Source organism: Microvirga terricola (assembly GCF_011777495.1).
Taxonomy (GTDB): Bacteria; Pseudomonadota; Alphaproteobacteria; order Rhizobiales; family Beijerinckiaceae; genus Microvirga; species Microvirga terricola.
This window is the reverse complement of record NZ_JAATJS010000003.1, coordinates 274,047-297,996: the sequence shown is the minus strand read 5'-3', so window position 1 is coordinate 297,996 and position 23,950 is coordinate 274,047. Positions and strand designations below refer to the sequence as shown.

The 23,950-nt window shown below is 61.9% G+C and carries 28 protein-coding genes and 3 pseudogenes; 9 read left to right on the top strand and 22 right to left on the bottom strand.

Annotated features, from left to right (window positions below):
• Positions 1-5 precede the first annotated feature (5 nt).
• The 3 genes and pseudogenes from HB375_RS09785 to HB375_RS09775 all read right to left on the bottom strand — a co-directional run bounded on the left by HB375_RS09785 (position 6) and on the right by HB375_RS09775 (position 1,979).
• Positions 6-436, bottom strand: a pseudogene (locus HB375_RS09785) (C40 family peptidase).
• Positions 436-1,325, bottom strand: a pseudogene (locus HB375_RS09780) (DUF2163 domain-containing protein). Before HB375_RS09780 ends, HB375_RS09785 begins: the two co-directional pseudogenes overlap by 1 nt.
• Positions 1,326-1,340: 15 nt before the next feature.
• Positions 1,341-1,979 (bottom strand): DUF2460 domain-containing protein, encoded by a 639-nt coding sequence (locus tag HB375_RS09775; protein WP_167672808.1) that lies wholly within the window; start codon positions 1,977-1,979, stop codon positions 1,341-1,343.
• Between the two features lie 87 nt (positions 1,980-2,066).
• Between HB375_RS09775 and HB375_RS09770 the strand changes: the two genes are divergently transcribed.
• Entirely contained in the window at positions 2,067-2,312 is a 246-nt protein-coding gene (locus tag HB375_RS09770) for an HP1242/YdcH family protein (protein ID WP_167672807.1), read from the top strand.
• Positions 2,313-2,316: 4 nt separating this feature from the next.
• Here HB375_RS09770 and HB375_RS09765 read toward each other — a convergent pair whose 3' ends face one another.
• Complete coding sequence (locus tag HB375_RS09765; protein ID WP_167672806.1) at positions 2,317-3,006, bottom strand: phage tail tape measure protein; 690 nt, start codon at positions 3,004-3,006, stop codon at positions 2,317-2,319.
• Between the two features lie 106 nt (positions 3,007-3,112).
• Here HB375_RS09765 and HB375_RS09760 point away from each other — a divergent pair, with 106 nt between their 5' ends.
• Positions 3,113-3,436: a hypothetical protein gene (locus HB375_RS09760; RefSeq protein ID WP_167672805.1), complete on the top strand. Its 324-nt coding sequence runs from the start codon at positions 3,113-3,115 to the stop codon at positions 3,434-3,436.
• A gap of 258 nt (positions 3,437-3,694) precedes the next feature.
• Here the strand turns inward: HB375_RS09760 and HB375_RS09755 are convergent, their stop codons facing one another.
• From HB375_RS09755 to HB375_RS09725, 7 genes are read right to left on the bottom strand one after another with little or no spacing between them, the layout of a single operon-like run.
• Positions 3,695-4,636: a hypothetical protein gene (locus HB375_RS09755; RefSeq protein ID WP_167672804.1), complete on the bottom strand. Its 942-nt coding sequence runs from the start codon at positions 4,634-4,636 to the stop codon at positions 3,695-3,697.
• 57 nt (positions 4,637-4,693) lie between these two features.
• Entirely contained in the window at positions 4,694-4,894 is a 201-nt protein-coding gene (locus HB375_RS09750; protein ID WP_281409340.1) for a phage tail assembly chaperone, read from the bottom strand.
• Positions 4,891-5,238, bottom strand: coding sequence for a gene transfer agent family protein (locus HB375_RS09745; protein ID WP_167672802.1), 348 nt, complete (start codon positions 5,236-5,238; stop codon positions 4,891-4,893). The genes HB375_RS09750 and HB375_RS09745 overlap by 4 nt, the downstream gene beginning before the upstream one ends.
• Before the next feature lie 13 nt (positions 5,239-5,251).
• A complete protein-coding gene (locus tag HB375_RS09740) occupies positions 5,252-5,662 on the bottom strand; it encodes a phage major tail protein, TP901-1 family (protein ID WP_167672801.1) in 411 nt (136 codons plus the stop codon).
• A gap of 40 nt (positions 5,663-5,702) precedes the next feature.
• Entirely contained in the window at positions 5,703-6,113 is a 411-nt protein-coding gene (locus HB375_RS09735) for a DUF3168 domain-containing protein (RefSeq protein WP_167672800.1), read from the bottom strand.
• Positions 6,047-6,445 (bottom strand): phage head closure protein, encoded by a 399-nt coding sequence (locus HB375_RS09730; RefSeq protein ID WP_167672799.1) that lies wholly within the window; start codon positions 6,443-6,445, stop codon positions 6,047-6,049. Before HB375_RS09730 ends, HB375_RS09735 begins: the two co-directional genes overlap by 67 nt.
• A gap of 18 nt (positions 6,446-6,463) precedes the next feature.
• Entirely contained in the window at positions 6,464-7,018 is a 555-nt protein-coding gene (locus tag HB375_RS09725; RefSeq protein ID WP_167672798.1) for a head-tail connector protein, read from the bottom strand.
• Between the two features lie 17 nt (positions 7,019-7,035).
• On the opposite strand from HB375_RS09725, the gene HB375_RS09720 reads away from it, so the two are divergent.
• Together HB375_RS09720 and HB375_RS09715 are read left to right on the top strand one after the other, a co-directional pair.
• Positions 7,036-7,788 (top strand): S1 family peptidase, encoded by a 753-nt coding sequence (locus HB375_RS09720; RefSeq protein ID WP_343232385.1) that lies wholly within the window; start codon positions 7,036-7,038, stop codon positions 7,786-7,788.
• Between the two features lie 80 nt (positions 7,789-7,868).
• Entirely contained in the window at positions 7,869-8,666 is a 798-nt protein-coding gene (locus HB375_RS09715) for a S1 family peptidase (RefSeq protein ID WP_167672797.1), read from the top strand.
• A gap of 27 nt (positions 8,667-8,693) precedes the next feature.
• Here HB375_RS09715 and HB375_RS09710 read toward each other — a convergent pair whose 3' ends face one another.
• From HB375_RS09710 to HB375_RS09685, 6 genes and pseudogenes are all read right to left on the bottom strand, one after another.
• Positions 8,694-9,932 carry a phage major capsid protein gene (locus HB375_RS09710; protein ID WP_205800129.1) on the bottom strand — a complete coding sequence of 413 codons (1,239 nt, stop codon included), beginning with the start codon at positions 9,930-9,932 and terminating at the stop codon, positions 8,694-8,696.
• Positions 9,933-10,006: 74 nt separating this feature from the next.
• A complete protein-coding gene (locus HB375_RS09705; protein WP_167672795.1) occupies positions 10,007-10,204 on the bottom strand; it encodes a hypothetical protein in 198 nt (65 codons plus the stop codon).
• A 207-nt stretch (positions 10,205-10,411) separates the two neighbouring features.
• Positions 10,412-10,951 (bottom strand): HK97 family phage prohead protease, encoded by a 540-nt coding sequence (locus HB375_RS09700; protein ID WP_246728434.1) that lies wholly within the window; start codon positions 10,949-10,951, stop codon positions 10,412-10,414.
• A complete protein-coding gene (locus HB375_RS09695; protein WP_167672794.1) occupies positions 10,948-11,097 on the bottom strand; it encodes a hypothetical protein in 150 nt (49 codons plus the stop codon). The genes HB375_RS09700 and HB375_RS09695 overlap by 4 nt, the downstream gene beginning before the upstream one ends.
• An 11-nt stretch (positions 11,098-11,108) precedes the next feature.
• The gene (locus HB375_RS09690; protein ID WP_167672793.1) at positions 11,109-11,294 is read right to left on the bottom strand and encodes a hypothetical protein; all 186 of its coding nucleotides are present in this window, start codon (positions 11,292-11,294) and stop codon (positions 11,109-11,111) included.
• 85 nt (positions 11,295-11,379) lie between these two features.
• Positions 11,380-12,519 (bottom strand): annotated as a pseudogene (locus tag HB375_RS09685) (phage portal protein).
• 93 nt (positions 12,520-12,612) lie between these two features.
• Here HB375_RS09685 and HB375_RS09680 point away from each other — a divergent pair.
• On the top strand, positions 12,613-13,029 hold the full coding sequence (locus tag HB375_RS09680) for a DoxX family protein (RefSeq protein WP_281409339.1): 417 nt from the start codon (positions 12,613-12,615) through the stop codon (positions 13,027-13,029).
• Between the two features lie 3 nt (positions 13,030-13,032).
• Here HB375_RS09680 and HB375_RS09675 read toward each other — a convergent pair whose 3' ends face one another.
• From HB375_RS09675 to HB375_RS09660, 4 genes are all read right to left on the bottom strand, one after another.
• On the bottom strand, positions 13,033-14,379 hold the full coding sequence (locus tag HB375_RS09675; RefSeq protein ID WP_167672791.1) for a DNA-packaging protein: 1,347 nt from the start codon (positions 14,377-14,379) through the stop codon (positions 13,033-13,035).
• On the bottom strand, positions 14,294-14,890 hold the full coding sequence (locus HB375_RS09670) for a hypothetical protein (protein WP_167672790.1): 597 nt from the start codon (positions 14,888-14,890) through the stop codon (positions 14,294-14,296). Before HB375_RS09670 ends, HB375_RS09675 begins: the two co-directional genes overlap by 86 nt.
• A gap of 337 nt (positions 14,891-15,227) precedes the next feature.
• Positions 15,228-16,631 carry a calcium-binding protein gene (locus HB375_RS09665; RefSeq protein ID WP_167672789.1) on the bottom strand — a complete coding sequence of 468 codons (1,404 nt, stop codon included), beginning with the start codon at positions 16,629-16,631 and terminating at the stop codon, positions 15,228-15,230.
• Positions 16,632-16,959: 328 nt separating this feature from the next.
• Complete coding sequence (locus HB375_RS09660) at positions 16,960-17,988, bottom strand: endonuclease/exonuclease/phosphatase family protein (protein WP_167672788.1); 1,029 nt, start codon at positions 17,986-17,988, stop codon at positions 16,960-16,962.
• A 168-nt stretch (positions 17,989-18,156) separates the two neighbouring features.
• On the opposite strand from HB375_RS09660, the gene HB375_RS09655 reads away from it, so the two are divergent.
• The 3 genes from HB375_RS09655 (at position 18,157) to HB375_RS09645 (ending at position 20,402) form a co-directional block, all read left to right on the top strand.
• The gene (locus tag HB375_RS09655; protein WP_167672787.1) at positions 18,157-18,306 is read left to right on the top strand and encodes a hypothetical protein; all 150 of its coding nucleotides are present in this window, start codon (positions 18,157-18,159) and stop codon (positions 18,304-18,306) included.
• Between the two features lie 237 nt (positions 18,307-18,543).
• Positions 18,544-19,632 (top strand): TRAP transporter substrate-binding protein, encoded by a 1,089-nt coding sequence (locus HB375_RS09650; RefSeq protein WP_167672786.1) that lies wholly within the window; start codon positions 18,544-18,546, stop codon positions 19,630-19,632.
• 128 nt (positions 19,633-19,760) lie between these two features.
• Positions 19,761-20,402, top strand: a complete 642-nt coding sequence (locus HB375_RS09645; protein WP_167672785.1) for a DUF2939 domain-containing protein — start codon at positions 19,761-19,763, stop codon at positions 20,400-20,402.
• Positions 20,403-20,964: 562 nt separating this feature from the next.
• On the opposite strand, the gene HB375_RS09640 is transcribed toward HB375_RS09645, so the two are convergent.
• On the bottom strand, positions 20,965-21,456 hold the full coding sequence (locus HB375_RS09640) for a YcgN family cysteine cluster protein (protein WP_167672784.1): 492 nt from the start codon (positions 21,454-21,456) through the stop codon (positions 20,965-20,967).
• A 204-nt stretch (positions 21,457-21,660) separates the two neighbouring features.
• On the opposite strand from HB375_RS09640, the gene HB375_RS09635 reads away from it, so the two are divergent.
• The gene (locus tag HB375_RS09635) at positions 21,661-23,844 is read left to right on the top strand and encodes a PBP1A family penicillin-binding protein (protein WP_167672783.1); all 2,184 of its coding nucleotides are present in this window, start codon (positions 21,661-21,663) and stop codon (positions 23,842-23,844) included.
• Positions 23,845-23,950 lie beyond the last annotated feature (106 nt).

Below are 23,950 nucleotides of genomic sequence, written 5' to 3'. Positions count from 1 at the left end.
TGCTGTTATCCAGGAAATCGAAACGCATAAACGAGATGCCGCCGCCACCAAGGGCGAAACGCCACCTCTGCGACGCAGGCACCGTCATGGGCGTGAACAATTGTGTCTTCGGAGGTCGCGATGGCGCAGTGCTTCGCCGGCAGGTTGTCGCGCCAGCGGAACAGGAGCACGTCCCCGGCGCGATGCCTTGGCAATCGGCTTCAATGAGATGCCGCCGCGCGGCCGCGACGAGCATATCCGCGCCCGACTCTGCCCAATCGGGCGAGTAAGGCGGCGGTAATTCCGGCTCGGCACCCATGACGCCTCGCCACACCCCGCGCAAAAGCCCGAGGCAATCGCAACCGACGCCTTTCAGCGACGCCTGGTGGCGATAGGGCGTACCGATCCATGATCGCGCCTCGGCAACGACACGGAAAGAAAAAGACTGACCGGACATCACTTGAAGAAGCTTCCGCCGTCCAACCCCGGCTCGCCTTGGCGCGGCATGCGGATGATGAAATCGTTACCCGGCATGTGAGGAAAGCCACGGAAGTTCACGGCGTTCTTGAACTTGTCACGACAGGTTGTGTGAATCTTGTCGCATCCCGCCGTGACGCGGAATTTGTCGCCGACCGCGATGGCCTGCGGCGCACGCTGCCAGAGATCGAATTCGTCGGTCCCGCTCACCGCGCGGTGAACTTTTACCTCGACGGAGATCCCCTTGTTCGCGCCGCTCGTCCAGGTCAGATGCCCGCCCGTGCACCAGCCATCCGCAAAGCCGATACCGGAGGCTGCAATCACGAGCGCGCTATCCGTGCGCGTCACCGTGCCGTTTCCGGTATAAGTCGACGAGGAAATCTTGACGCCACACTTGGCATCGCCGAGATCTGCCGAACAAGTTGCGCGAAACAGGCGGCCCCGCTCCTCGTCGAAGCGGTGCATTGCCCCCTTACCTCCGCGACAAAGGTCCCGTCCGCACGGCGGATTTCGCCGATGGAGCCGACATCGAGCAGAATCCGGTCGCCCACGTTCTCCCAGTTGACGAGCCAGGTTTCGACGCTCGCATCGTCATAGAGTCCGGAGGAAATATCGTCTTCCGTCAGCCCGGCGGAAACGAGCGCACCGGAAACCTCGCCGCCGCCTACCGCGAAGCCAAGTTCGGCCGTCGCTTCTGCGGCCTCGAGGCCGGACCGCGCGGCAAACGTGGTGGCGCCGAAAGAGAGATCGCGATCATGATCCGTGAAACCGAACGTCGTTCCGTCGCGGCGGATCAGTTTCCAGCAATGGCAAAGCGTCGTCACCCCGTCAGCGAGATGTGTGACGAGGCCGGAAGGAATATTGCGCATGATTTTTAAAGAAACTCAGGGAATGATTTCGATCAGCGGGACTTTTGGAATCTCGCCCGCCTCGAAAGCCGACAGATCGATGTCGAGTTCGTCCGTGTCGAAGCGGACCGGAACATCGAACGCATAGCCCGCCGTGATGGCCGCGCCCGCCGGCGGCGCCACGGTGAACGTGACAAGGCCCGACGCCGGATCGCAATTGAAATCAGGACCGACCGTCTGCTCCACACCGTTCAGCGCAACCCGCACCGTTCCCCCGACAGGTTTGGCGATGGCGCGCTGATAAGGCGCATAGGACGTGCCGTAGGTTTTGGTCAGCTGAAAGCCGCGCGTCGTGCCGTCGCCTGTCCCAACGCGCTGATCGAGCGCCGTAGGCTCTTTGGAGGGTGCACCGGAGCGCCAATCGGTCCTGTCGCGAAAGCGAAAACCGATCAGCCGTCCGCGTCGCTCTTCGAAAAAGACGATCACCGCATGAAGCGCATCGGTGCTGCGCACGCCAAGTCCTGCATCATAACGGCGGCGCGATTGCGCCCAGCGACTGTTGCGATGCTCGCGGCCCGACGCGAGCGTGACGATGTCGGTTCGCCGCACCGGCCCACCCCGGCTGCCGAGGCTGACGTCGAGCGGAAAGCGGACCTCGTGAAAATCGGAGGCCATGGTTCATCCTTGATTGCTGTGAAACGAAAAAAGCGGACGCGGCGTTGTGACCGGAGCGCCCTTTCGCCGACGGGAGATTTTTGCGCCATGAGCAAACCATCCGACGACCTCGAGGACGATTTCCCCAACCAGGCCGACCGCATCGCGCGCCTGACGGCGAACAATCCGCACTTCGCGCGGCTTCTGGAAAAGTATCGCGAGCTCAACCACGCCATTCACGCGCTCGACACCCATCTCGACCCCAAGGCGCAGGATGAGGAGGAGGCGCTGAAGATGAAGCGCGTCCAGATCAAGGACGCGCTTGCCGCTATTCTGGCGAAGGAGAGCGCCTAACCGCTCACATGCCGCGCTGACCGCGCGCCACAGCGCGGGCGAGCGCTGCGGAAACCTGCGCTTCCGAGCGGCGAAAACTGTCGGCGTCTGGCGTCGAGACATGGACGGTCACCGCAACGGGCCGTCCACCTCCGCCAGTGCGGACACCGAGGCGCCCATCCGGCCCGCGCGCCAGAGGCATCACCGCCTCCGCGCCCTGCTCACCCATGAGGCCGAGGCCGCGCCCGAGCGGAAAATAGGTCGGCGCGCCGATCACCCCGCCTTGCGCAAACGGCATCACCATGCCGCGGGAGAACACGCCGCCCTGAGCAAAGGGAGATGGCGCAGCAGCCGCACCGGCTCCCGATCCAAAGATGGAGCCAACGATTGACTCGAGCCCCTTGGCAAGGCTGGAGAACAAGCCACTCCCCAAGGGCAACGACGATTGCGCCGGCCCTGCCGTCAAGTCCCGCGCGCCTTGGCTAAGCGCGATCTGAAGCGGCCCGAGCGCCATACGTAACCCTGTTTCCACAAGAGATCGGCGCATCGACTTTAGAACATCATCGAATTTTTTCCCTTCAGCGATATTCTTCGCAAACGCTTTGGCGAGGGAGCCGCCGAATTTATCGGAGAGCCCGATGAGAGTACTGAGTTGGCGCCTCCTGTCGTCGTCCTTGTCGAGTTCGCTACCGGCGGGTTTCTTCGGCTCATTCAAAGTTTTCTCTCCAAAAATCAGATTGGTTCCGGCCCTGCTGTCAGTAACCCTGCTGGCCGGATGTTTAAGCGACACGTCGACAAGACCTGTCTTCAAGACACCCGGTATGAGCGACGCTCAGTGGAGCCGGATCGACAACGAGTGTACGTACGAAGCGGAAAAGGCGACTGCCTCTGCGGGACCCAGAACACCCATCGCCGACACGTGGAGAAGGCTCTACGTCATGTGTGCCGAGTTGAAAGGAGCGAAATTCGTCGGGCGGGTGACCATGCCTAACGAGAAATGGCGAACGATATCTATGCAATGCAAGGAAGAGGCTAAAGCCGCAATCACCAAATATCCTGCGTCACGCATACGCGACGAACTCAAGGAGGATTTGGAACTGGAATGCCTTGAGCGGCAAGATGCGGAATTTCGGAAGTCTTATTAGTTTGATTTAGCCGCGGCGAAGAACTCGCCGAATTTGGCGGACAGCCCAATGAGGGTATTGAGCTGGCGCCCTCTATCGTCGATTGCGGAAGCAGGAATTTAAGAACGTTTACTTGTCTGGTCAAAGTGAGCGATGGCAGGTTACTGAATCAGTTCGTCCCGCCACCGCCGAAAGCTCCCGGAGCTAAGAGATCATCATCGCCGGTTGGTCAGCAGAGACGCGGCGATGAGAGCTGTCGTGCGATCTTCCCCAGCCGCGTCAGGTAGCACTCCAGCCGGTCGGACGGTACACACCTGAGTTTACCCAGTTATTCCGAACCAGACCGCCAATATAGCTGGCTTGCAGCATCGTTGTGCTTGCGGTGCCGTCGTTATCCAACGATACGCCAGAGGTTGCGCCGATCGAATTAAAGGCGAGGTGGCAAGTCTGCGCCTGCGTGAGGTTAATATAATTGACCGCCTCGGCGGCAATCCGGATATTGACAGACTTGACCGTCGAGGTGCCGGAAATCTGGAGACCGCCCGAAGCAGCTCCGGTGCCTCCTGCCGGGTAAATACCGCCGCCGGTCCACGTGAGGCCCTGAACGCCTTTCAGTACCACGCTGTAACCCGAGGAGCCAAATACAGCGACGTTGCGAAGCGAAAGGACACGGCACCCGGTCGCCGGAGTGGCCTTGGCCGTGCCATCGACATAAAGCGTTGTCTCATGCGTATCGCTGCCTCGGGTTGTGAGATAAAGATCTTCCAGCGTGATCGAACCCACGGCACTGGTCGCCGTCGACTTGATAGAAATAAGAGCTCCCGAGGACGTTCCGACTTCCGACGCGACGCCAATGCCACGCAGAGTGGAACCATTGCTACCAGCGGTAAAGCTCAGTAGCCCTTTACCTGACGTCCCATTGTAGTCTCGAATAAACGACGTGGCGTTGAGCCCATCGCCTTCTAGAACGACAGGAAAGTCGATATCGGCCGGCTGACTGCTGAATCGATAAATACCCTGCGGGATATAACCATGCTTGCAGGGTCCAGCTCTAAGCGCGTTCATGAAATTTTGCCACGCAGTGCTGACCGAAGCCACTCCGGTCTTATCCGGACCGAAGTCGTCAAAGCACAGAATTTCTCTCAACTTGAGATCGAGCGGCCGGGGAATGGCGCCAACCTCAGGGACGGTATTAATAACTTCAGAACTATTAATCGTCATTTTAACCTCTTACATAGGATCGAAAATACTAAGAGCCGTGTCTATTCGTAGCCGTGTCTATGCGTCTGGAAACACCTCCATCAATCGCTTGAGATCGCTTCCCCCCGCTGGCGTCATCCGCCGCCCGCCGTTCAGCCCCGCCCAAGCGGCCATCAACTCGCGCGGCGTGGCGTGCCAGAATTCGGATGGAGTCCACCGCAGAACACTCAAGCCCAGCGCCATGGCATCTTCCCACGGGAAGGCCTGGGCTTCGCTCAAAGGCCCTGCGGTTGCGGAGGGTTTGGCGATGGGGCCGCTGCTCCGAAGGTGGCGACGAGAAGATCCGCGATAGCAGCGGCGACCGGCTCGATACCGTCGTGCAGCGGTAAGGCCGCGACATCCGCATCCGATACGTCATGCCCGCCGCCACGCAACGCCACTGCGAGGATTGCGAGCAGATCGCGGCTCGACAATCGTCCCGTGCTAAAGCGTTCGGCCAGCGCCAGGAGATCCTGCACGCCGAAGGCATCTTCCAGTTCGGCAAGCGCGCCGAGCGTCAGGCAGAGCGTGTAGCAGCCGGAACCCAGTTGCAGCGAAACCTCGCCGCGTCGTTTGTTCGCCATGATGCCACTCACCTTACAGCGCGACGAAGGTCAGTGCGCCGGCGGATTCAAACGCCATGTCAAACGTGACTTCGCCCGCGTGATCGCAGCGATATTCGAGGCTCGTAATCTGAAACGGACCTTCAATGCGGCCAAAATCCGGCACGATGATCTGGTAAGTCAGGATATCTCCGTCGAAGAACACCTGGCGCATCCGCGCATCCGAGGCCTCGTCCTTGAAAATGCCCGACCCGGTGATGCCGGCACGGCGCACGCCGACGCCGGCGAGCAATTCACGCCAGCGCCCCACCGACTCTGCGTGGGTCACGTCAACCGTTTCGGCATTGAAGGCGATCTGGCGCGTGCGCAGCCCCGCGACGGTAACGAATCCCGTGCCTCCGTCGCTGATTTTGATGAGCAGGTCCTTGCCCTTTTGAGCAGGCATAAGAGTCTTTCCTTTGGTGCAAGTGTTTTTGAACGATCGCTCACGCGACTTCCGTCACAGCGCGCAGGCGGATCGTGACGCGGACGAGCTGCGTGTCCTTGTCACGCTGGGAAGCGATCTCGGCCACGCGCAGATTGACGAGGCGATGCCCCTCAAGCGTCAGCGGAGCATCGTCGAGAAGAGCCGCGAGACGCTCCGCCGTCGCCAGTGCGGCACGCGCGCTGCCTCTCTCAGACCAGACGACGAGATCGAGCCTCTGCTCATGACCACGATCGAAATCCGTCGACCAATCCGCCGCTTTGACGTCGCCGAAAAGCGCGTAAGCCGGCGTGGCGGCGCGGGGCGGCTCGTCGAAAAGACGAACCGAGCCGCCCATGAGCGCCTTCAACTTCGCGTCTGCTTCCGCCACATCGAGAATGGCGCGGCGAAGCGCAAGCACCGGGCTCGCCATGCGCTGATCTCCTCGACGAGGCACACCAGGTCCCGCCGCGCCCCGTCCGGATCGGAAGCGGTGCGGATCGCGAAACGGCGCAGGCCCGATGTCAGGCGCATCGCGCCGGTCACGCCTTCGCGATAGCGCAGGGTGATCTTGTGGGTCAGGCTTTGCTCGGGCCGTCCGGCGCGAATGCGCTCGGTGCCGGAGAGCATTTCCATCGCACCCCAGATCTGCGGGCCGGCGGCATAGGAGCGAATAACGCCGCCGAAACCGCCGGGTCGCTCGAGCGGCAATTCGAGAACGAACCGGCGCGCACGCGCGCCGATGGACAATGATTTGATTTTCATGAAACGAACTCGAAAAATCTAGAGGCGCGGACGCTGAAACGGCGCGATCAAGGCCAGCGCTTCGGCCGGCAAGGTCTGGTCGCCCGCGACATCGCCCCGGTTCTCGAACCAGCGGGCGACGAGGATCTTGATGGCAAGACGCAGCGGGTCCGGAACATCGTCAGATGCAACGCCGTATCCCGCGCGAAGATCGATGATGATGCCGTTTGCGGCCCGCTCCGGCGCGGCGGTGGCGGTGAGACGCGGCGGATCGGCAAAAAGATCGGCGTCGATGACTTCCGCAGAGACTTCGCTCGCTGTGCCCGCCGCATCAAACACACGCACGCTCTCGATCGACAACACGGGAGACAGCGGCAGCGGAACCGTCCGCCCTTCCGGCCATCGGTCGAGCATCAGGCGCCAGCCCTGCGCGATGAGAATGCGACGCGCGGCTGCCTCCACCATGAGACGCGAAGCCTTGATGAGTCCCGCGATCAGCTCATCCTCGGCATCGTCATCAACGCGCAGATAGGCTTTCATCTCAGTGAGTGTCACCGGCTCGACGGCCGGACCGTCGATGAGTATGGGATGCATGAAACAGGAATCCTTGAATGATGAAACGGCTCGCAGCCCTCGCCATCGCCGCATCGCTGCTGACGACAAGCGCTTTAGCCATCGTCGGCGGCGCGGAGGATCAAAGTCCCCTCGCCCGCCAGAGCGTGATGGTTCTGAGCTCGCATGGCGGCGTCTGCAGCGCCATCGTGATAGCGCGGGACGTGGTGCTCACCGCCGCCCATTGCGTGACGGGCGCGCCAGAACATCGGGTGCATTTCCGGGACGAGGCGGGGCAGCCTGTCCTGATTGTGCCCGCCGCCAAGGCGGTTCATCCGGGCTACGACGCAAAAGCCGTCGAGACGCGCCGACGCTCCATTGACCTGGCGCTCATCCGCATTCCGGACGCGCTACCCGCGCCGTTCGAGGCGGCAACTCTGGACGCGTCGCGGCCGATGAAGGATGAAACCGTCATCGTCGGCGGCTATGGGCTCGCCCGCGAGGGCGATGCGAAGACGACTGGTACGTTTCGCGCGGCCCGGTTGAAAGTCATCGAGCCTTATGGTCCCAGCACCATCCTTCTGTGGTTGCGAGGCGACGGCCCGATGGGTGCCTGCCACGGCGATTCCGGCGGACCGATTGCCGCAAGCGGCGCTATTGTCGCCATCACGAGCTGGTCGACCGCTGCTAAAGGCCTCACCTGTGGAGACATGACCCAGGGTGCCTTGCTCGGCCCCCAACGGGCCTGGATCGACAAGACACTGGACGGTTGGAACCGAGCGGCGAAATGGGGTGACAAGCGCGGCAATTAAGAGCTGGAAACGACGCGGAACCATCGGCCTGCGATAATCCTTCCCTTGCGGAATTGGTCATCAAACTTCACAGTCGCGCCATGCGGTTCCTTCCCCTCTTTCTCCTGGCCATCGCCCCCATTTTCGTCACTCCGGCCCACGCAGTGCTGCAGGGGACGGCGGACCGCAATCCTAACGGGCTCCGACGCTCCGTTGTCTCCATCGAAAATTCCGCGGGCGAACTCTGTTCCGGCGCGGTGATCGCGCCCGATCTGGTGCTCACCGCCGCGCATTGCGTGATGGACAAGGCGAGCTATCGCGTCATGGCCTTCGGTCACTCCTTCAAGTCGAAGACGCTCAAAGTCATCGCCATCGCCGTTCATCCGGCGTTCGTGCCGGGCACGGTACCGCGCAAGCAGCCCGGCGTGGACCTGGCCATCGTCAAGCTCGAACAGCCGTTGGGCTCGGAATTTTCTCCCTTCGATCCGAAACTCGCCGGCAAGGTCGAGAGTGGCGATACCGTTACCATCGCGGGTTTCGGAGTCCTTGCGGAGAAGCAAAGGAACTCCGCCCGTGTTCTCCGGCAGACCGATCTCATTTCCGTCGGCTTGGTCGAGTTGGCCAACCGCGTCATGATCGTTGCAGATCGTGACAAGCTGGCCGAAACCACTGGCGCAGGAGCCTGCCGTGGCGATTCCGGCGGGCCGATCCTTGTGGGATCGCAGTCCGACTATCGCCTCTTCGGAATCGTCAGCTGGTCGAGCGGAGCGCTTCGCACCACCGACCAGAGCGCCTGCGGCGGCCTGACGGCGGTGACGCCGGTCAACGATCACATCGGATGGATTGTCGAAGGCGCGCAGAAGCTCAACGGAGCCCGCGACGAGTGGGCGGGCCACTGACCCGCGCCACTCATCGTTTCAAGCGCTTCAGGCTGCGAACTTCAGAAGCTTGATCGCAGCGAAGTCCTGCACGCCGCCACCCACGCGCTTGGTAGTGTAGAACAGCACGTACGGCTTTGCCGAATACGGATCGCGCAGCACGCGCATGCCGGCACGATCGACAACCAGGTAGCCGCGCTTGAAATCGCCGAAGGCGACGGCGCACGCATTGGCCGCGATGTCCGGCATGTCTTCCGCCTCGACGACGGGGAAGCCCATCAGCGTCGCAGGCTGGCCGAGGCTCGCGGGCGGCGCCCAAAGGTACTGGCCGTTATCATCCTTGAACTTGCGGATCGCGCTCTGCGTCTTGCGGTTCATGACGAAGGACGCATTCTGCCGATAACCGGCCTTGAGCGCGTAGATCAGTTCCACGAGCACATCGGACGGGTTGGAAGCCGGGAAGCTCGCGCCGCCCGCCTGGACAGTGCTGAGACGGCCCCACTCCCAAATCTCGTCCTCGACGGTGTCGTAGGCGAGAAAACCTTTGGGCTTGTTGACGCCATCGCCCTTGATGAAAGCAGCACTTTCCTGCTCGGCGAAGGCGGCCTCGACCTCCTCGGCGATCCAGCCGTCGATATCGACCACGGCGTCGTCGAGCAGCGTCTGCGTCGCCGCCGGCATGGCATAGAGCTCCATAGCCGGGAAGCTCATCTCGGAGAGTGTCGAACTCGCCGTCTGCGGCCGCGCCGCCGTCTCGCCGACCCAGCCGGTTGCCGGTCCGGAAGACGAGAATGCGCGCTTGTACTGGCCGCCGGAAATCACGCGCACCGACGAGATCGCGCGGATCGGCGAAATACCGGCGAGACGACGCAGAACTTCGCGCTCCACATTATCGGGCACGAGATAGCCGCCATCCGGGCCAGAGCCTGCGGAGAGCGCCTTCTCCTCGAGCCGCTTCAGGCCGGAGGCCTCGCCGGAGCGCACATAGGTGTGAAACGCGCTCTTGTGTTCGGCCAGCACCGGATCGCGCGAAGCGTCCGCGCTGCCGCCGAGCGGCGGGCGGGAACGGTCGAGCGAAAGCCGGTCGAGACGACGCTTCGCATCATCGAGCGCCGCATCGATGCGGGTGAGTTTTTCTTCCGTCACGACGTCGCCGGTCAGCCGCGTTTCGATCTCGCCAAGGCGCGTATCGTTGGTGTCCTTAAACGCCTCGAAGGCGCGCGCGAAATCCTCGAACGCCGAAGCGACATCGTCGGAAGTGGATTTTGTCTCAACAATAGGGATCATGTGAATCATTCGGTTAGAAAAAAGAAAAGCCCGCCAGGAGGCGGGCTTGGGGTCGAGTTAAGGAATGAGGAATGTCAGCGCGTTGCACGCCTGACGGCCCGCGAGACTGCAGGCCCGGTTGCAGCTCCCACGGCACCACCCGCGACGGCGCCGACGGGCCCTGCGACAAGGCCGACACCAGCCCCCACGGCAGCACCACCGACGCGTTGTTCCGCCGTCGTGCAGCCCGCGGCCGCGAGCATAAGAAAAGCGCTGAAAATGAGTTTCTTCATGGAAAGCCCCTCGAAAGAGCGGAAAGGTCCCACCGTCGGGCCGGCAACTCGCGGCCTCTGCTCTCGTGTGGACTTCCGGCTAAAGCATCAGACTCAAAAATGGATGCCACGTTGGGACCATCCGACGCTCCTCTTATCAAAGGCGCATCGTGCCGAAAAGCGTTTCCATTCTCCGTACGACACGCCAATGCGGATGGTGAGACGAGTTCAGGAAAATAATCGAAAGCCGGTAGAACGGATCCTACCCGCCAGATCCTCCTTTGCAAATTTCACCCTCTCCACCCGCGCGCCCGGAAGCATCGGGAAGGTGACGATCGAGATTTCCCACAGGTCGAGCTTTTCGAGTCTGCGCAGACCCGTAGGACGTTCGGCGCGCGCGCGTTCGACGCGAAAGCCGATGGAGAGGCCATTGACCGCGCCGTCGCGCATCAGCGCATGGATGTCGCGGGCGCGGGTGACGGCGAGGTTGAGCTTGCCGCGCACGCGTAATCCGCGACGATCTTCCTCGATGGCGAGCCAGCGTCCGATGGGCTCGGACGGATCGCGCTGCCAGAGCAGACGAATGTCGCTGACACCGCGCTTCTTCAGGCTGTCGTTGAAAGCGCCTGGCATCACAACATCCTTGCCGAGATCGGCAACGCCAAAGAGGCTGGCATAGCCTTCGAACGCACCGTCATTGCCCACGCCGCCCAACGGCTCGGCGAGCAGCTTGATTTCCCGCACGAATGTATTCTCTGCCCGCATCATCGCTTAGCCTCGCGTGTGGGCTTCGGCGGACAGGCATCGAGCTTTTCGAGCTGGCGCACGAAGTCACGAAACACCAACGTCGCGCGACTCTGCGCCTCCCGCACAGCCTTCGGCTTGCGGGCGGGACGAGGTGATGAGCGGGTCATGAAAAATCTCCCTATTGACGGCGGTTGAAGAGGGACAGCTCGCGCACGAATTCATCGAAGCGACGGTTGGCCGCGAAAAGATCGCGAAGCGTCATGGCAAGCAGCGCGGAAGCCCCGCTCGCCCAGACAAACAGGGCGAGGTGAGCAAGATCGCCGCGGCTGATGACAGCCTCGGCGACTCGATCAGCAATGTTCATTATTTGTTCTCAAATCACTCGCCCTCATTTGCGAACCGACTTTTTTGAATGAGCGGATGGAGAAGCGACGCGGCGGTGTATTCGCTCAGTTGCGCCCATACCCCACCGCCTCGCGCTTCTCGTCATCCGTAAGGAACGACGCGGCGCAGAGGCTTTCGCGTTCGTCGGCGAGTGCTTCGATGGCGTCGAGGTCGGGGGTAAGTTGCAGGGGTTCGTTGAAGGCCGGCGCGAGCCAGTGCGCCATCGCTTCCGCCGTCCGCTTCACGAGTGGAATGACGGTCTGGCGATAGAAGGCGCGGTTGGCTTCGGCGTAGTTGGCGTGCGTGCTGTCGCCAGGCAGGCCCAGCAACAGCGGCGGCACGCCGAAGGCGAGCGCGATCTCTCGTGCGGCGGCCGTCTTGGCCTACACGAAATCCATGTCCTTCGGCGAGAGGGACAGCGGCTTCCAATCGAGCCCGCCTTCCAGGAGCAACGGGCAACCGGCATTGCCCGCGCCCTGGCAGTTGGCTTCGAGTTCGCCCTTCAGTCGGTCGAACTGCGTGTCGGTGAGTGTCGCACCGCCGACCACGAGCGCACCCGACGGGCGCGCGGCATTGTCGAGCAGCGCCTTGTTCCAGGCACCGGCCGCATTGTGGATGTCGAGCGCCGTTGCAGCCGCCTCCATCGGCGACAGGCCATAGTGGTCGTCGGCGGGATGGAACAACGTCAGATGCAGGATCGGCGGAACGGCATCGTCCGCGCCTTGCGCGAAGCGGATGGTTTCTGCCCCGACGGCATATTCATACGCCGCAAGCCAGCCATCGGCGCCAGACACCACGCGCATCCGGTCGGGGCGCAGGGCATAAAGCTCGCGCGGCACGCCATCGACGCTGACGGCTTCCATGTAAGCGTTGCCGGACACAAGAAGATGTCCGTAAACGCTCTCTAACAGGCGCTGGCCGCCTTCGCGGGAATTGGGCCGCGTGAGCAATGTCAGGAGCGGGTGATCGGACAACTCGCTGCCGCCACGCTTCAGGATTAACGGCAGCGATGCCGCCGCCTCCGAAACAAGCCGCACGGCGCGGTGCACGATGGCGTTTTTCTGGAAGCCCTCGCGAGCCAGCGCGCCATAGTCGCGCGGCGTCCACACGGCGCCTCCCGATACGTAGAGCGCAATGGCGGACTCGGCGCGCGAAGCCTTGGCTTCAGGCGGTGCCTGAAACCAGCGGGTCAATTGTCTCAGCATGAAAAACTCCGGCCCCTCGCTGAGAGGCAAAAGAAAGGTCTGGGCAGCGTCCATTGACGCCGATGTCTCGGGCGCTACAAAATCACTCGCGCCTTGCGGCGGACCCGGAGCACAAAAGCCATGCGCGACACGCTTCTCTTGATCGGACGCATTCTTCTCGTCGTCATCTTCATCGCATCGGGCCTCGGTAAGCTCGCCAACTTAAGCGGAACGGCCGCCTACATCGCCTCGCAGGGGTTGCCGCTTCCGTCCGTTCTCGCGCCATTGGTCGGGATTGTGGAACTCGGGCTTGGCCTTGCGGTCGCCATCGGCTTCCAGACGCGGGTCGCGGCTTGGCTTCTCGCGCTTTTCAGCCTGCTGACCATCCTGTTCGTCCACCACTATTGGAACATGACGGGCGATGCCCGTGCGCTGAATGAGATCCAGGCGATGAAGAACCTCGCGATGATCGGCGGCTTCATCATTCTCGCAGGCGTGGGACCCGGCCGCTTCTCGGTGGATCGGAACTGAAGCTCAGAGCGCACGCACTCGCGGCTCTTTCCTCTCGCGCAACATCAAGTCCGTCAGCGCCCAAACGAGCGCGTCCATCCGATCAGGTGAACGGCCGGATGTGAGGCCGCCAGGGCCGAAATCGCACAGCTCGTCCTCTAGTTCCCGCAGCGCGCCCACGTGGTGCACGCGGCCTTGCGCATAAAGAACGGAAACGGGTTCGGCGCGCAGATATTTGCCGCGCGTCGCGCGCACGCTCACCACCGGCACGGAAGCGTCGACCTCGCGGATCACCCCGCTCGCCATTTCGCCGCCCTGGTTCGTTTCCACGATCAGCGCATCGGCCTGGAGTCGGCGATAGAGCGCAACCGCCTTCGCAGCCCATTCGGGCGGCTTGAGACCGGATGCCGTCGCATCTTCCAGCACATAAGCCGCGCCACCATCGTCAACACCGGCGGCGACGATGCCGCAAGCATCCGCGCGCTTCGACGACGAGGCGGGCGGATCGACCGCGACGACAATCCGCGCGAGCGGCGGTGCGAACGCAACCCGATGCACCTCGATGAGATCGCGCGTCCATAACGCACCCGGGCGATCCTCGATCATGTCGCCGTCGAGTTCCTGTCGCCCCAGTCGCGTTCCGGCATAGCGCCCGACGACTGCGTCGAGAAAGACCGGCGCGAGATTGGCCGCGTTGTCCGCAGTTTTCGCACGCGCAACCGCCACCTTCGGATCGTCGAGAAACCGCTTCAACAGCGGAATCGGACGCGGCGTCGTCGTCACCATCTGACGTGGATGCGTGCCGAGGCGCATGCCGAACTGCAGCATGTCCCAGGTTTCCTCCACGTGTCGCCACTTGGCGAGTTCGTCCGCCCAAGCGGCCTCGAATTGCGGGCCGCGCAACGAGTCCGGATCTTCGGCGGAAAACACCTGCGCCACTGCGCCGTTGGGCCATTCAAGCTTACGCAGCGAGGGCGACCATGTCGGCCGCTCGTCGCGCGCGTGGACAGCCAGAATGCCGGCTGGTCCCTCCACCATCACATTGCGTGCACCGGCAAAAGTCTCGCCGATCAGTGCAATGCGCCTCATGGCAGACTCAGCGAAATCAGGTTCACCGAGAGCGATGCCGCGCACCCACTCCGAGCCGGTGCGGGTTTTGCCCGCACCGCGTCCACCAAGCATCAGCCACGTCGTCCAGGGATCGCCTGAACGGGAGAGAAGCGGCGGCCTTTGCTCGGGCCGACAGCGGAGAGGCCAGTAGCGCAAAATCTTGAGAAAATCCGCTTCAGACCACGCAGCCGTTACTTCCTTCAGCTTCTTGTTCCGCAACAATCCGCTCAAGATGTCGAGCAAGCTCGTCGCGGAGATCATTGATGCTGCGGTGGGGTTCGTTCTTGGGCTCGATGTCATCCTTGGTGTCTTCTTGTTCCAGGAGCGCCTGAGCCGTTGTCAGCGTCTTCGCGAGAGATGCGAGTGTGCGGGCGGCTTTATCGTGATCCGTCCGGCGGCCTGAGCGTTGGTCCCTCACCAGCGCCTCGATGCGCCGCCGCGTGACCTGCGCCAGCGACAGAGCCGCTTCACGCAGCGATAGTGCAGAGTTAGTCCGATCATCGATGGCGCGCTCGCCTTCAGCGGGTTCAGCTGTCGCATCAGTTGCGCCGCCCTTCCCGGCCTGCGCCAGCGCTTCACGACGCGGCGGCCAGCCCCAGGTCTCCCGCAAGCGGCGAAACCTCGTCTCGCTCACGCCGATGAACATCGCGATGTCCGGAATGGTGACCGAACGGCGATGAAAGTAATGATCATGGGCCCGCTGCTTTAAGTCAGCGGGGACCTCAACGGTCGAAGCCATTTTGAAAAACCAATAAAAAAGCCGCTCGGACAAACCGGGCGGCGGGACCTGACGGCAAGCGGCGAAGCCGGATCGGTTCGCTCACACTTCGTCAGCGTTCTTGTTTTGTACTCAAAGAGCGTCACGCTGTCAAGCCCATTGTCGCATGCTTTGCTCCTTCATGCGGGATGCCCTTGGAAAATCGGGCGGGACAGCTGCGTCCGGACGCCTGTCGGATCCATGGAAACGATACCGCTGCTTTGAAAAAGGAAGCGGCCCCGTCTGGACAGGGCCGCTCCGGAGTGCTCCCGCTCAAAGCATGTTCAGGCGAAGCAGATTCGGTTCCCTGAAAATGGGTCTGAGCCGCGTTTCCACGTAAAGGGAAACGGCTTTAGACGACGTAGAAGTCGTTGTAGGTCAGGCTGAGCCCTTTCGCGAGCTTGGCGATCTCCACCGCTGCGCCTTTGCCCGAACCGTCCGCATCGTAGTACAGAGAGCCCGTGGCCTTGTCGTAGAGGATGTAGTCGTTGCTGTCGTCGGCCTTGCTGCCGATCTCGAAATACGACTTGCTCAAAGTCCGCGGGCTGGACGTCGAACCGGAGCCCAGCTTGGTGTAGACGGCGTTGTCGAGCCAGATGCGGTCATCCGAGACATTGAAGTCGGTGATGGTATCGACGTTATTGGCGCCCGGCTTGGTGTCGAACACGAAGGTATCCTTGCCGGATCCGCCGGTCAGCACGTCGCTGCCATTCTTGCCGTAGATCTTATCGTTACCGCCATGGCCGTAGATGTCGTCGGCCCCGGAGGTCCCCTTCAGGGTGTTGGAGCTGCTGTTGCCCTCGATCTTGTTGAGCGACGGCGTCGGATCGGTTGGTGTCGACGGGTCGGTCGGCGTCAGGGCACCTTTGTGGTCGTCGATCCACGCCGCGCGCGCCTTCGCCCAATAGTCCCGTGCAGCCTGACCCTGCAGGATCGTCCAGCCAGCTCCCGGCTTCGGATAGTCGGAAGGAAGCGGCGTGTCGGACAGATTCAGGAAGACATTACCGTGAGACTCGATGGTCTTGTCCCAGGCCCGCTGCAGGCGCTCCTGGCCGAAGTGATGCACGTCCTCGATGGCCACCACATCGTTGATGAAGCGCAGACTCGGCACCACGTCCGCGTCCCCCGTGCCCTTGTCGAGTTTGAACGGCGAGCCGTGGGTCATCTCGCCCTTGTAGAAGTATGACTTGGAACGCAGGAGCATCCCATCCATGGTGACGACATTGTGGGAACCGTCGACGTCACCGTCGCCGAGGCTGATGCCCGAGAAGACGTTGTCGAACAGGCTGTCGGTGATGGTGCCGCCGATCACATCGTCGTTCTCCACCGCATCGTCGCGGGAATTGGCGACATAGGTGTCCTCGATCCTGAACGTACCGGTCCCGCCGACCCGGATGCCATCCCATGGATTGGTGATCGTCCAGTCGTCGATCACGAAGCTATTCGCCGAATTCACCCGGACAGCGGCGGAATTGACATAGGTGTATTGCCAGTCGGAGTTCTGCGGCACCTCGCCGTGGATAGTGCCGCCCCTGACGACCAGTCCGTCGCCTGCACCGGTGACCTGGAAGGGATAGAGATTGATCGGCAGGCTGCCTGCGGTGGCGGGATTGCTCGATGTGGGATTGCTGTTGTGACTGTTGGCAACGATCCAGGAGGCTGCCGACGCGTCGATGATGGTGTCAGCGGCAAGCCCCGATGGAGCCTTATAACTTGTATAACCGTAATCTTTATTCAGAGTAATAGTGTTGGCCATGCTTAAATATAGTCCTCTCATGGAATGCTTACGTCAGGCGTAACTTTGGCTGGCCAACCTGGGCCAGCCACCGTCGCCTCACCGGATGTGGCGAAGCCACAGATGACGCCGGTTGGTACGGCAAATGCCGCGGATGGATCAGCCGGATCACAAAAATCCGCCGGCTGATGGGAGGTAGGCTAACTGATAATGTGGTGAAAGCTTGGCAAGTCAGGCGCGAGGGCGCACAGAGCCTCGAGGCTTCTCGGCTCGTGGCGGTCGCCCCTCTTCGCAGAAAGACACTTCGGTCATCCCTTCCGCGGCGAGCGAGATATACAATGTTGAATCGTTATATCAGAAGATCGACCGCCACCATTTCGTGGTCCGAAATCGGCCTGTCCTGCTCGTCGAGAGCCGGAACGACCGCCGGGTTCTCCGCCCGCAACCCGCGGGTCAGAATCCAGTCGATCTTGCCGAAGGGCGGCATCGGCTTGCCGCCGGGTCCGGTGCGCTGGGTCGGGGCCGCGACATTGGCATGAGCCCATTCGAAACCGGCATCGCGCAAGTCCGCAAAAAGCGGCTCGAACCGCTCAGGATTTTCGAGAAGCTGTGACCGCTCACCTTCCCCCGTCGGCAACGCCTTGGTGTTGAGATCCCCGCCGATGACGCAAGCCTCATGCGGCGCGAAATGATCGAGCGCGCGCAACAGCGTGCGCATTTGCGCCTGACGGTCGGCGGGGTCGGTCTTGCTTTCCAGATGGACGCTCACAACCCAAAGGGGCCGCGGCGCATCTGCAACTCGCGCAGCAAGGGCCATGCGTGAGCCGACGCGTTTTTGCGCACCCTCGCGACCGGCGAACCAGAACCCGGTTTCCTCGAGCGGGATGAGCCGGGGCTCCGTCAACGTAAGAGCCGTGACGATGGCATTGCCGTGCAGGCTCTCCGCGTTGCGCGCGCCTGTAAGCGATTTCATCTCGGCTGAATCGCCGAGACCGAGTTCAACGAATTCGACGCCGTAGAGATGCCCCTCGCCCGTCGGGGCGGTTAGCGCACGCACGGTGTGGACATTGCCGGAGCGCGCCATGCCGACATCGACCTCGCTGAGCAAGGCCACCTGAGCCCCGGCCCTGTCGAGCAGCGCCCGCGCGGCAGCAGGTGGGCTCTTCATGCGCTCGGCGTTGAACGCCGCGACCCGCAGCCGCCCCGGCCATGCTATCGGCCGCGATGGCGGTTCCTGTTCGATGGCGTGAAGGGCTCCGATGCGCGTGATGAAGCGGCTGTGCTCCTCCTTTGAGGGTGTCGCTTCGCTCGCTTGCGCGAGGATAGTGTTACCCGGCCCGTCAAGGCTTCGCACAACTGTCGTGATCAAGGGCCGCATGGTTCTCAAACAAGGGTTGGAGCGCAAAAGAATCGTTTTGCACCATAGGCTTTTGCCAGGCTTTTGTGATATAAATCCCGCCTGTCGGAAACCCGCGCGCAAAGGGAACAATGTTCACCCCGCTCGGGTTTGTCGGATGTACAAAAAAGCTATGCTGGGAGAAGGCCCATGATCACTTGGGCTGTCATTGTCGCGCTCGTGTCGGGCGCCCTTGCCTATATCAGCGGCGATCTTTTTTCCCTTGCCGTCAATGTCGGCGAACTCCTGGGCGTGATCGCCCTTTTCGCCCTGGTGTGCGCGGCTGAAGCCTTCAACTGACGAAGGTTAACCGCGCCTCGCCTCACCTGCGAATGGAAGCAAAGACCCGCCGAAATGTCCGATTGGGGCCGCGCGGGAGCCTCGGCATGCCTCTTTTCTAAGCAATTCAAGGGACTTGGCTCGTCGGGCATACACCATTCGTCGAGGTTGACCCGAAACCTTCTTGCGGGTGCGGCAAGTTTTGTTGTCAATTGCGGGGCAAGTGACCAAGTCACGATTCCTGGGAGGAACAGAACGATGAAACGTCGTCAATTTTTACAGGCCGCTACCGTCGGCGCCGCCTCGACCGCGATCGCCGCCCCGGCCATCGCCCAATCGATGCCGGAGCTGAAGTGGCGTCTGCAGTCGGGCTTCCCGAAGTCCCTCGACACCATCTACGGCGCGGCCGAAGTGATGGCGAAGTTCGTGTCGGAAGCGACAGACGGCAAGTTCCAGATTCAGCCGTTCGCCGCCGGTGAAATCGTCGGCACGCCGCAGGTGGCGGACGCCGTCGGCAATGGCACCATCGAAATGGGCCATACCTGCTCGTATTATTATTTCGGCAAGGACCCGACCTTCGCCATTGGTACGGCGCTGCCCTTCGGCCTCAACGCCCGCCAGATGAATGCCTGGCTCTATCACGGCGGCGGCAACGACATCCTCAACGAGTTCTACGCCAAGCATAATCTGTACGGCATGCCCGCAGGCAATACCGGCGTGCAGATGGGTGGCTGGTTCCGCAAGGAAATCAAGACCCCGCAGGACTTGCAGGGCCTGAAGATGCGCATCGCGGGTCTCGCCGGCATGGTCATGGCGAAGCTCGGCGCTGTGCCGCAGCAGATCCCTGGCGGCGACATCTATCCGGCGCTCGAGCGCGGCACCATCGACGCCGCCGAGTGGGTCGGCCCCTACGATGACGAGAAGCTCGGCTTCGCGAAGGTCGCGCCCTACTACTACTATCCCGGCTTCTGGGAAGGCGGCCCGGCCATCCATCTCTTCATCAACCAGGCGAAGTGGAAGGAACTGCCGAAGGCTTATCAGGCGATCCTGACCGCCGCCGCCGGTTATGCCAACGCCGACATGCTGGCGAAGTACGACGCCCGCAACCCAGCCGCCTTGCGTCGCCTGCTTGGCGCCGGCACCCAGCTTCGTCCCTTCTCGCCGGAGATCCTGGAAGCGGCCTACAAGGCGGCGAACGAGGTCTATGACGAAGTCTCGGCCAAGAACCCCGACTTCAAGAAGGTCTATGAGAGCGTCCGCGGCTTCCGCAACGAGGAATATCTCTGGTTCCAAGTGGCTGAGTACGCCTACGACACGTTCATGATCCGCCAGCGCGCGCGCGGCTAAGAACGGTCTTCTCCACTCCTCAGAAAGGGCGACCATCCGGTCGCCCTTTTTTATTACCCACCCCTTCCGGACTGGCCGTTTCGTAACAGTGACCCATATGGGTTGCCGGCGCGGGAGCAGGCCTTTGCTTGGTCGCCTGCCGCGAATGTCGGCTCAAAGGGAGGGCGGCCACCGTGATCTGGACGCTTCGTGTCAGCTTCGTGCTGTTCCTGGCCTGGGTGCTTTTCATCATCTCGCCCTTCGTCGCGCTCTACGACCTCGGGAAGGCGATCGAGGGGCGCAACGTCGCCCGCATCGACGAGCGGGTGAATTTCCACGCCCTGCGGACCTCCCTGTCGCGGCAGATCGTCGACGATTACATGAAGACGCCTGATGGCCAGATGGAACTGACCGATATCCATCGCCAACTCGCGGTCGATGCAGGATCGAAAGCTTTTGCTCCTCGCATCGAAGAGCTGGTCACCCCCTACGCCCTTGCGGACCTGCTGGAAGAAGGCCGGCGCCTGGGGGCCGGCGGAGCGGGGAGCGGACTACCTTTCCCGGTCAGCCTCAGCTTCGGCTCCGCCAAGCAAGCCTGGAAGCTTTTCATCAATGCGCAGACGCAGGGGTTCAGGAGTATTTCCATGAGCTTGCCCGCCCAGGAGCCGAAGGAGCGCCAGTTTCGCGTCACCTTGCGCCTCAGCGGGAGCACATGGCGGCTGACGGGCCTGGACCTTCCGCAGGCCCTGCGTGAAGACCTGCTTACCCGCCGCGCGCGCGATGCCGACTAGCGCGAAGCTCAAGGCATGAGGCGGTGCCCGATGTATTCGGCGCTGGTGCTCAACGACCAAGATAAGAAAAATTTCTATATTTTCGCTCGACTTATCTCACTCTCGTTAATGATGGACGAGCAACCAGCCCACCATCACGAGGGGAAACACCGTCCCCAAAAGAAAGCAGACCACGGTAGAGGCCACGGCAGCGCCCTCCTTCGCCAGACAAACTGACGAAATCACAAACCGTTCCTCGATTGTTTCTCTGATGAAGCAGCAGAATACTTGAGCTTGGTCGAGACAACTTGGCAATACAGCTAGGCAGGACGCCCAAACAAAAAGGGGCTTTACACAACGAGTGTAAAACCCCTTCCTGACAAGGTTGTCAGTATGACAATTTAAAATTTCCGGTCGAACACCGGAAAGTCGTTATCTCGATTTTCTTTCAAAGGAGAGCTTCTTCGCGTCTCCATGCCCAGGATGCGCAAAGATCTCTCAAGTGCTCTTCTGCGGTGGCGTCATTCTCTTATCCTCCCGCTTTTGAATTACAACTTTATGCTTTTCCTTATTTTCTATGGCGTCAAGATTGATTATTTTCCGCAGGCCAATTGGTGATCCGCTCCAGCAATTCCTGGATCGTGAAATTCTCTTCCGGCCCTACAACCCGGTCGCGCACGGAGATTCCAGCCGCGTGCACCGTCTCCGGATCGCCGGAAACGAGGGGATGCCACCAATAGAGATCGCGCCCTTCGGCAACGAGCCTGTAGCCGCAGGTTTCTGGCAGCCAGGGCAGGCTGCGCACCGCATCCGGCGTCAAGCGCACGCAATCGGGCACCTTCGCCTGGCGGTTCGCATAGTCGCGGCATCGGCAGGTGTTGTCGTCGAGCAGGGTGCAGCCGACATCGGTGTAGAGAATCTCCCCGCTGTCCTCGTCCTCGAGCTTCACCAGGCAGCAGCGCGCGCAGCCGTCGCAGAGGCTTTCCCACTCCTCAACGCTCATGGCCTCGAGCGACTTTCGCCGCCAGAACGGCTCGGGCTCTTGTTCGGACGTGACGGGCACCTTGTTTTTCATGCGCTTGCCTTGACGCTCTCTTTGCGGCGGTTTCAGGACGACGCCGCTTTACAGGCTTCGCCAACCATTTCCCAGACTCCCCAGAAAGGATGAACCCGGAAAGCTCCTTCGGAGTTGTTCAGGGAAGACCACGGCGCGCGCAAGCTCCGCCGTAGGGGAACGATACTCAAGGCACCGGTTGCCTGCCTGCTTGAAGGGATCGCCGTGCGCTCGGTTCCTCCCCCTCCCCTCGTGACGCGGATCAAGCGCGCCGCGCTCGCCTTCGACGCTTGGCTCAATTCCTTTCTCTTTCAAAGCGGACGGGCCATCGCAGCGGGGTGGGATTCCTACTCGCGCAAGTCCAGGCATCTGCGCGCTCACGGCTTTCCGAGGGTCTTTCTCGATCTCGCAAGCGAAACCTTCACCTTGGGCTTCGTCGGCGGGGTCGTCATGTTGACCTTTGCGCTTCCCGCCTTCCGCGCGACGGACAGCGACTGGCTGCGCACGCAGGATCTCGCCGTGACCTTCCTCGACCGCTACGGGCAGGAAGTCGGGCGGCGCGGCCTCAGGCTCGACGATTCCTACAAGCTGTCGGACTTTCCCGATTATCTCGTGAAAGCCGTGATCGCGACGGAAGACCGGCGCTTCTACGAGCATTGGGGCATCGATCCCGTCGGCACGATGCGGGCACTCATGGTCAATGCGCGCGACGGCGGCGTGGTGCAGGGCGGCTCCTCCATCACGCAACAACTCGCCAAGAATCTTTTTCTCACCAACGAGCGCTCGCTGGAGCGCAAGATCAAGGAGGCGTTCCTCGCGGCCTGGCTCGAGTTTCACCTGACAAAAGACGAGATTCTGAAACTCTATCTCGACCGCGCCTATATGGGCGGCGGCGCGCATGGCGTAGTGGCCGCAGCGGATTATTACTTCGGCAAATCGGCCAAGGATGTGACGCTTGCGGAAGCGGCCATGCTGGCGGGCCTGTTCAAGGCTCCGACCCGGTTCGCACCGCATATCAACCTGCCCGCAGCACGCTCTCGCGCCAACGACGTGTTGCATAACATGGTCGATGCGGGCTTTCTCACCGAGGGCCAGATCCAGACCGCGCGCCGCAACCCCGCGACGCCCGTCAATCGCGCGCGCGAAAGCACGCCTGATTTCTATCTCGACTGGGCCTTCGAGCAGGTGAAGCAACTCGCCGCCGAAAAGAAACTCGGCAACGATCGCGTGCTGATCGTGAAGACGCCGCTCGACCCCGGACTCCAGCGGCATGCGGAAAAAACCTTGGAGGACATGCTGCGCCAGCACGGACGCGCGTACCACGCGGGGCAGGGCGCCATCGTCGTCACGGACGTGGATGGCGGCGTGCGCACCATCGTCGGCGGGCGCGACTACGGCCAGAGCCAGTTCAACCGCGCGACCGACGCCCTGCGCCAGCCCGGCTCCTCGTTCAAGCCCTTCGTCTATGCAACGGCGCTCACCGTGCTTCCCAAGCTTCGTCCCAACTCCATCGTGGTGGACCGGCCCATCTGCCTCGGCAATTGGTGCCCGCAGAACTACGGCCGCTCGTTCTCCGGGGCGGTGCCGCTGGTCTCGGCGCTTGCGCGCTCAATCAATTCCATTCCCGTCCACCTCTCGGTCGAGATGGGCAAGGGCAATGCGAAGGTAGGCCGCGCATTCATCATCGACATGGCGAAGAAGATGGGCTTGACCCATCCGCTGGCCGATTCCAGTTCGCTGCCCATCGGCGCAGCTGAAGTGACGCCCATCGACATGGCCGCGTCCTATGCGGTGTTTGCGAATGGCGGCAAGCGGGCTGCGCCCTACGCCGCATGGGAAGTGCGCAATTCATCCGGCGATGTAATCTTTCGCCATGAGCGCGACGTCGTTCCCGAGCAGGTCTTGCAGCCCCGCGTCGTGCAGGACATGAACTTCATGCTCAATAGAGTCATCGAGGAAGGAACGGGCGGACGGGCTCGTCTCGATGGCATTCCCGCATCGGGCAAGACCGGCACGACCAACGAGTACCGTGATGCCTGGTTCGTAGGCTTTACCGGCAATCTCGTCGCGAGTGTCTGGTACGGCAACGACAATCACAGTCCGATGAACAACATGACCGGCGGCACCTTGCCCGCCATGACATGGCACGAAGTCATGCTCGCGGCTCATCAGAACCTCGAGCTTCGTCCGATCCCCGGTCTGACACCTGACAACGGAGCGCGCGTCGCGTCGGCCAACAGCCTGACGGACCAGGCTCTATCGCAATCCTATGCCGCCGGCACGCTGACGCGCCGGTCGGTTAAAGCGCTCAGCCAGATCGGCGCCCTGTTCCAGTCCGCGGAACGACCTAGTTCCTCGGTAAGCGAGGCTTCCGTGACCGCATCACCGCGTCGAGTCGCGATGCCTTAGAGCATGATCGAGACCAGTGGAAACCGGTTGTTCTTGCCGATCATGCGGCAACAAGGAATCGAGAGCTTGATCTTGTCTCAAAGAGACATGGTCAAGCTTGAAGATG

Excerpts from the sequence above, each read along its gene's own strand:
- HB375_RS09660 (WP_167672788.1), bottom strand. The coding sequence starts at position 17,988 with ATGCGGCCCTTGATCACGACAGTTGTGCGAAGCCTTGACGGGCCGGGT.
- HB375_RS09710 (WP_205800129.1), bottom strand. The coding sequence starts at position 9,932 with ATGATCCCTATTGTTGAGACAAAATCCACTTCCGACGATGTCGCTTCG.
- HB375_RS09655 (WP_167672787.1), top strand. The coding sequence starts at position 18,157 with ATGATCACTTGGGCTGTCATTGTCGCGCTCGTGTCGGGCGCCCTTGCC.
- HB375_RS09715 (WP_167672797.1), top strand. The coding sequence starts at position 7,869 with ATGCGGTTCCTTCCCCTCTTTCTCCTGGCCATCGCCCCCATTTTCGTC.
- HB375_RS09650 (WP_167672786.1), top strand. The coding sequence starts at position 18,544 with ATGAAACGTCGTCAATTTTTACAGGCCGCTACCGTCGGCGCCGCCTCG.
- HB375_RS09700 (WP_246728434.1), bottom strand. The coding sequence starts at position 10,951 with ATGATGCGGGCAGAGAATACATTCGTGCGGGAAATCAAGCTGCTCGCC.
- HB375_RS09705 (WP_167672795.1), bottom strand. The coding sequence starts at position 10,204 with ATGAAGAAACTCATTTTCAGCGCTTTTCTTATGCTCGCGGCCGCGGGC.
- HB375_RS09760 (WP_167672805.1), top strand. The coding sequence starts at position 3,113 with ATGAGCGACGCTCAGTGGAGCCGGATCGACAACGAGTGTACGTACGAA.
- HB375_RS09665 (WP_167672789.1), bottom strand. The coding sequence starts at position 16,631 with ATGGCCAACACTATTACTCTGAATAAAGATTACGGTTATACAAGTTAT.
- HB375_RS09730 (WP_167672799.1), bottom strand. The coding sequence starts at position 6,445 with ATGAAAATCAAATCATTGTCCATCGGCGCGCGTGCGCGCCGGTTCGTT.
- HB375_RS09720 (WP_343232385.1), top strand. The coding sequence starts at position 7,036 with ATGATGAAACGGCTCGCAGCCCTCGCCATCGCCGCATCGCTGCTGACG.
- HB375_RS09745 (WP_167672802.1), bottom strand. The coding sequence starts at position 5,238 with ATGGCGAACAAACGACGCGGCGAGGTTTCGCTGCAACTGGGTTCCGGC.
- HB375_RS09675 (WP_167672791.1), bottom strand. The coding sequence starts at position 14,379 with ATGATCTCCGCGACGAGCTTGCTCGACATCTTGAGCGGATTGTTGCGG.
- HB375_RS09740 (WP_167672801.1), bottom strand. The coding sequence starts at position 5,662 with ATGCCTGCTCAAAAGGGCAAGGACCTGCTCATCAAAATCAGCGACGGA.
- HB375_RS09690 (WP_167672793.1), bottom strand. The coding sequence starts at position 11,294 with ATGAACATTGCTGATCGAGTCGCCGAGGCTGTCATCAGCCGCGGCGAT.
- HB375_RS09735 (WP_167672800.1), bottom strand. The coding sequence starts at position 6,113 with ATGGCGAGCCCGGTGCTTGCGCTTCGCCGCGCCATTCTCGATGTGGCG.
- HB375_RS09695 (WP_167672794.1), bottom strand. The coding sequence starts at position 11,097 with ATGACCCGCTCATCACCTCGTCCCGCCCGCAAGCCGAAGGCTGTGCGG.
- HB375_RS09770 (WP_167672807.1), top strand. The coding sequence starts at position 2,067 with ATGAGCAAACCATCCGACGACCTCGAGGACGATTTCCCCAACCAGGCC.
- HB375_RS09640 (WP_167672784.1), bottom strand. The coding sequence starts at position 21,456 with ATGAAAAACAAGGTGCCCGTCACGTCCGAACAAGAGCCCGAGCCGTTC.
- HB375_RS09775 (WP_167672808.1), bottom strand. The coding sequence starts at position 1,979 with ATGGCCTCCGATTTTCACGAGGTCCGCTTTCCGCTCGACGTCAGCCTC.
- HB375_RS09725 (WP_167672798.1), bottom strand. The coding sequence starts at position 7,018 with ATGCATCCCATACTCATCGACGGTCCGGCCGTCGAGCCGGTGACACTC.
- HB375_RS09755 (WP_167672804.1), bottom strand. The coding sequence starts at position 4,636 with ATGACGATTAATAGTTCTGAAGTTATTAATACCGTCCCTGAGGTTGGC.